The following is a 5344-nucleotide window of genomic DNA, read 5'->3' on the forward strand; positions in this document are numbered from 1 at the left end:
TCTTCGATGCCGATGTCATCGCCGGCGGCGCTCTGCGCACCGGTTCGACCGCCGAAATTGATCAGCGGGTACTGTCGAACACGATCGAGCAACTCGTCGTTGCCCTTGCACTTTGGCCGTTCGCGGCGCTGGTTCTGGGCGGTTTCGTGGTGATCTGGATGGGGGTTGTTTTTGCCCTTGCACGGCTGGTTTTCTGGACGGGCTACCACGTCTCGCCGCTTGTCAAATCCATTGGATTTGCCGCAGGGTTCTATCCCACGGTCCTGTCCACGCTCTGGACCGTGGTCAAATGGGCAATGTGAGGGGCACGCCATGCTGAAACTGGATCATCTCGCGGTCGCGGCAACCGATCTCGAAGAAGGGCGCGCCCATATCGAGTCGAGCTTGGATGCGACGATGCAGCCCGGAGGCAAACATGCCAATTTCGGAACCCATAACATGCTTCTGGGGCTCGAGGACGGGATCTATCTCGAAGCCATCGCGATCGATCCCGACGCGCCCGACCCCGGTCGGCGGCGCTGGTTCGATCTGGACGACTTTACGGGCCCGCCCCGCCTGACCAACTGGATCTGCCAAACCGAAGATATCGACGCGGCGCTGGCGCTCGCCCCTGCCGGAATGGGGCCGGCAACGGATCAGCGGCGCGGTGACCTGCATTGGCAGATGGCCGCGGGCGAGAACGGATATCTGCCGCTTGCGGGCACGTTCCCAGCGGTGATCGCGTGGGGAAAGACGCCGCACCCGTCGACCCGGCTGGCCTCCACCGGCATCCGTCTCGAGCGCCTGATCGTGACCTCGCCGGTGGCAGATGCGTTGCGATCCAACTTGCGTCATGTGCTGGCCGATGCGCGGATCGTGATCGAACAGGGCGAAAAGGCCTTGCGCGCCGAGTTCGCCACGCCTTCGGGGCGCCGGGTGCTGGAATGATCCGGCCGGCCCGGCCCGGGGATGCCGCGTCCATCGCCACGATATGGAATCACGTCATACGCGACACCACCGTTACCTTCACCACCGAGGAAAAGACCGAAGCCCGGCTTTGTGCAATGATGACCAACCGTGCGCCTGGTTTCGTCGTCGCCGAAGAGAGCGGCGCGATCATCGGATTTGCCACTTATGGCACGTTCCGCAATGGGCCGGGCTATTCCCATACCCGCGAGTTGACAATCCATCTCGCGCCCGAGGCTCGGGGTCGCGGACTGGGCCGTGCGCTCATGTCGACGCTCGAAGAGGCGGCGCGCGCCGACGGGGTGCATGTGCTGATGGCCGGGATCAGCGGCGCCAATCCCGGCTCGGTCGCCTTTCACGCCCGTCTTGGCTTCGAGACCTGCGGCACGCTGCGCGAGGTGGGGTGCAAATGGGGCGAATGGCTCGACCTTGTCCTGATGCAGAAAATTCTCTGACCTGCGCGCGCATCGCGCACTGACACTTCGGTCGCGACAGGCTAGGCTCGGTTGCATGTCGATCTGGTCCCGCATCACAGCCGCTGTTTCCGCGCTCACCCAGGGCGAGTCGCTTGCGGCGGTGTTCGAAAAACTGCGCAGCCCGCCTGAACGCTCGGTCGCCTTCACCATCGCGGTGATCGCGCTCGGGGCCAAGATGGCCAAGGCCGACGGTCAGGTGACGCGCGACGAGGTCAAGGCCTTTCGCGAGGTGTTCCAGATCGCGAAAGAGGACGAGGCAGGGGCGGCCCGGGTCTTCAATCTGGCCCGTCAGGATGTCGCGGGTTACGCGGAATACGCGCGCAAGATCAAGGCGATGTTCGCCGATGACACTGACACGCTTTGTGACCTGATGGAGGGGTTGTTTCATATCGCCATGGCCGACGGGGAATACCATCCCGACGAGGATGCGTTCCTCGCCCGCGTGGCCGAGATCCTGGGGCTGCCCGAGGCCAAGTTCCGCAGGCTGCGCGCGCGTTTCGTCCCGGATGCGCGGCCCGATCCCTACGATGTCCTGGGGGTGGATCATTCGGCCTCGCTGTCCGAGATACGCGGCGTCTGGCGCGAACAGGTGCGCAATACCCACCCCGATCGCCTCTTGGCCCGGGGTCTGCCCGAGGAGGCGTTGAAACTTGCCGAAAAGCGCATGATCGCGATCAACGACGCCTGGGAGGAAATCCAGCGAGACAGGGCCGGGGCCGATGCGCATCGCCACCTATAACGTCGAGTGGTTCAACAGTCTCTTTGGCGACGCGGGCCAGCTCCTGATGGATGACGAACCCTCGGGCCGTTCGGGGATAAGCCGCGCAATCCAGATCGAGGCACTGGGCATGGTCTTTACAGCGCTCGATGCCGATGCCGTCCTGGTGATCGAGGCCCCCGACCGCAACAGCCGCCGCGACACCGTCGCGGCGCTGGAAAACTTTGCCACGGCGTTTGACCTTCGCGCCCGTCGCGCGGTGATGGGGTTCGACAACGACACCCAACAGGAGATCGCGCTGCTCCACGATCCCGACCGGCTCTCGGCACGGCACGATCCGGTCGGCGATGAAACCGGCAAGAAGGGCGCACATGGCGCCCCGCGTTTTGACAGTGTCTTTCGCATCGACCTTGATTTCGACGCGACGGAGGATCTCGTGCGCTTTTCGAAACCGCCGCTCGAACTGGCGATGCAGACCGCGCAGGGGTTCGCGTTCCGCATGATCGGGGCGCATCTCAAGTCCAAGGCGCCGCATGGCGCGCGAGGCGAGGATGCGATCATGCGGCTGGCGATCCAGAACCGGCGCAAGCAATTGGCGCAGGCGATCTGGCTTCGCCGCCGGATCGACAATCACCTCGCCGCGGGCACACCGCTCATCGTTCTGGGCGATCTCAACGATGGTCCGGGGCTTGATGAATACGAGGATCTGTTCGGTCGGTCTTCGATCGAGATCGTGATGGGCGAGGGCGACGGTGTTCCGCTCCATGATCCTCACGCACGGCAGGTCCTCAGACGCCGCGTCGGGCCGCGGCCCAGCAGCGCGCGCTTCTATCTTGCCGACCAGGACCGCTATCTCGAAGCGTTGCTCGACTACGTCATGATTTCCTCTGATCTGCGCGCCTTCAATCCGCGCTGGCGCATCTGGCATCCGTTCGATGACGCCGATTGCTATCGCTTGCCGGAATTGCGCAATGCGCTGATTTCCGCCTCCGATCATTTCCCGGTGACGCTTGATATCGATCTGCCGTCTTAAAATCTCCATCCATTCAGGTTATGGTGAATGCATGACGTTTCTTCGGACCATCGCCCTCACGCTTTGCCTTGCCACTCCTTCGGCGGCAGAGGAACAGGAGGATGAGAAGGGCTTTTCCCTGATGGAAGAGGGTGCGCGCCTCTTTCTCGAAGGCATCACCCGCGAAATGGAACCTGCGCTCGACGATCTGCGCAAATTCTCCGAAGAGGTCCAGCCGGGGCTGCGCCGCTTCGTCGAGGAAATGGGGCCTGCGCTCGGTGAAATTTTCGGCAAGATCGATGATTTCACCGTCTATCATCCGCCCGAGATGTTGCCCAATGGCGATATCATCATTCGGCGCAAGACCCCGCTCGAACCACGGCAGGATGAGGACGTCGGTGGCGGCGAGATCGAGCTCTAGGGAACGCCGAAAGGCCCGTTGCGAACCCGTGCACGAAATCCCTGCCGATCGGTCAGATCTGGGCCTGTGCGAAATCGACGAGCTCCTTGAGCGCCTTGGCGAAGGCGGAATCCTCGATCGTCATCGCAACCCGGATATGCCCCGCCGCCGCCGCGCCGAAACTTTCGCCCGGCATCAGCGCGATGTGGCGTTCGTTCAGCAGTTTCTCGGCGAAGGTTGACCCGCTCATCCCCGTCGCGCGGATATCGAGCATCAGATACATCGCCCCCTGTGGCGGCACCAGTTGCAGCGCGTTCTGGCCGGCCAGCACATCAAGCGCGATCTCGCGCCGCCGCCGGAAAGGTGCGGCCACCTCTTCCTCGGGGCCGGTTCCGCGGCGCAGCGCGAAAAGTGCGGCGTCCTGGATATAGCCCGCCACGCCATAGGTCGTGTGGGTCGAAAGGTTGATCATATGCGCCACCGCCTCTTGCGGCCCCACGACCCAGCCGATGCGGCTGCCGGTCATGGCATGGCTTTTCGACATCGACCCCACGACCAGCGTGCGCTCGGCCATGCCCGGGATCGCGCGGATCGACAGATGCGCCCCGTCCCAGATCTGGGTGTCATAGACCTCGTCCGAGATGACCCAGATGTCGCGTTTGCGCGCCACCCCGGCAATCCCGTCCAGCGTTTCGCGGGAATAGATGACCCCGGTCGGGTTGTTGGGCGTGTTGATCATAAGAGAAGCGGCGCCCCCGGCCGCCGCCGCATCGATATCAGCCGGGTCGGGTTGAAACCCGTTCTCGGGCCGTGCCGCCACGGGGCAGGGCGTGGCACCCGCACCCCGGATCGTGCCGGGGTAGGTGGCGTAATAGGGATCGATGAAAAGCGCCTTCTGGCCCGGATCGCAAAGGGCCATATGCGCCGCGAAAAGCCCTGATTGCCCGCCCGGCGTGACCAGCACGTTGTCGCGCGTGGTTTTCACGCCGCTCGCCGCCTCTATCCGCGCCGCCACCTCGTCGCGCAGTGCGGGAATGCCCGGAATGTCGGCATAGCCGGTATGGCCGGCCAGCGCCGCGCGGTGCATCTCGTCGAGGATGGCCGGATCGGTGCGGATGTCATGCTCGCCGATGGTCAGTTCGGTCACATCGACGCCCGCCGACTTCATCGCGCGCGCCTTGAAGAACAAGTCCCACCCACCCGATGCGTCGGGCGTCAATGTCGTGATCCGCTGTGAAAGCGCCATGCCGGGAATCTCCTGTGGTGAAGTCGGCTCATGCAGCAGAGGCGCGGGGGGATTGTCAATCGCTCTTGGCAGGGGCCGCGGAATCTCCTAATGTCTCGCCCATGAACGCAACCTGCATCATCATCTGCTGTATTATCGGCTGACATAGGTCGGGTCTCCCGACCGCCGGGCGGGTTGTTCTTCTGTTTCCTCTTCGAAATGAAATTGCTAAGCCCGCCGCGCAGCCGCACGCGAGGGCAAAAGGCATCATGACCGAGATAAAGCTTTACAACACCCGGAGCCGCAAGAAAGAGCGGTTCGAGCCGATCGACCCCGACAATGTGCGGATGTATGTCTGTGGCCCCACGGTCTATGACCGCGCGCATCTGGGCAATGCGCGGCCCGTCGTGGTGTTCGACGTGCTTTTCCGGCTCCTGCGCCATGTCTATGGGCCGGATCACGTGACTTATGTGCGCAATTTCACCGACGTCGATGACAAGATCAACGCCCGCGCCGCCGAGTCGGGGCGAGAGATTTCCCAGATCACCGCCGAGACGACGCAATGGTT

Annotated in this window: 7 protein-coding genes and 1 pseudogene; 7 read left to right on the forward strand and 1 reads right to left on the reverse strand. The window is 63.5% G+C overall.

The annotated features are described in order from the left end of the window. The 6 genes from ACESL9_RS16730 to ACESL9_RS16755 all read left to right on the forward strand — a co-directional run. Positions 1–302, forward strand: a 302-nt coding sequence (locus ACESL9_RS16730) for an MAPEG family protein (protein ID WP_372675264.1), incomplete at its 5' end; no start/stop codon positions are given. Between the two features lie 10 nt (positions 303–312). Then, a complete protein-coding gene (locus ACESL9_RS16735) occupies positions 313–927 on the forward strand; it encodes a VOC family protein (RefSeq protein ID WP_372615151.1) in 615 nt (204 codons plus the stop codon). Continuing rightward, positions 924–1400, forward strand: coding sequence for a GNAT family N-acetyltransferase (locus ACESL9_RS16740; RefSeq protein ID WP_372615150.1), 477 nt, complete (start codon positions 924–926; stop codon positions 1398–1400). Before ACESL9_RS16735 ends, ACESL9_RS16740 begins: the two co-directional genes overlap by 4 nt. Positions 1401–1455: 55 nt before the next feature. Then, complete coding sequence (locus tag ACESL9_RS16745; protein ID WP_372615149.1) at positions 1456–2160, forward strand: TerB family tellurite resistance protein; 705 nt, start codon at positions 1456–1458, stop codon at positions 2158–2160. Then, positions 2141–3172 (forward strand): endonuclease/exonuclease/phosphatase family protein, encoded by a 1032-nt coding sequence (locus tag ACESL9_RS16750; RefSeq protein WP_372615148.1) that lies wholly within the window; start codon positions 2141–2143, stop codon positions 3170–3172. Before ACESL9_RS16745 ends, ACESL9_RS16750 begins: the two co-directional genes overlap by 20 nt. A 31-nt stretch (positions 3173–3203) precedes the next feature. Further along, entirely contained in the window at positions 3204–3572 is a 369-nt protein-coding gene (locus ACESL9_RS16755) for a hypothetical protein (RefSeq protein WP_372615147.1), read from the forward strand. 52 nt (positions 3573–3624) lie between these two features. On the opposite strand, the gene ACESL9_RS16760 is transcribed toward ACESL9_RS16755, so the two are convergent. Beyond that, positions 3625–4797 carry a pyridoxal phosphate-dependent aminotransferase gene (locus tag ACESL9_RS16760; RefSeq protein WP_372615146.1) on the reverse strand — a complete coding sequence of 391 codons (1173 nt, stop codon included), beginning with the start codon at positions 4795–4797 and terminating at the stop codon, positions 3625–3627. Positions 4798–5045: 248 nt separating this feature from the next. Here ACESL9_RS16760 and ACESL9_RS16765 point away from each other — a divergent pair. Further along, positions 5046–5344: pseudogene (locus ACESL9_RS16765) on the forward strand (cysteine--tRNA ligase); the annotation flags it as partial.

The organism is Aquicoccus sp. (assembly GCF_041686535.1).
Lineage (GTDB): Bacteria > Pseudomonadota > Alphaproteobacteria > Rhodobacterales > Rhodobacteraceae > Aquicoccus.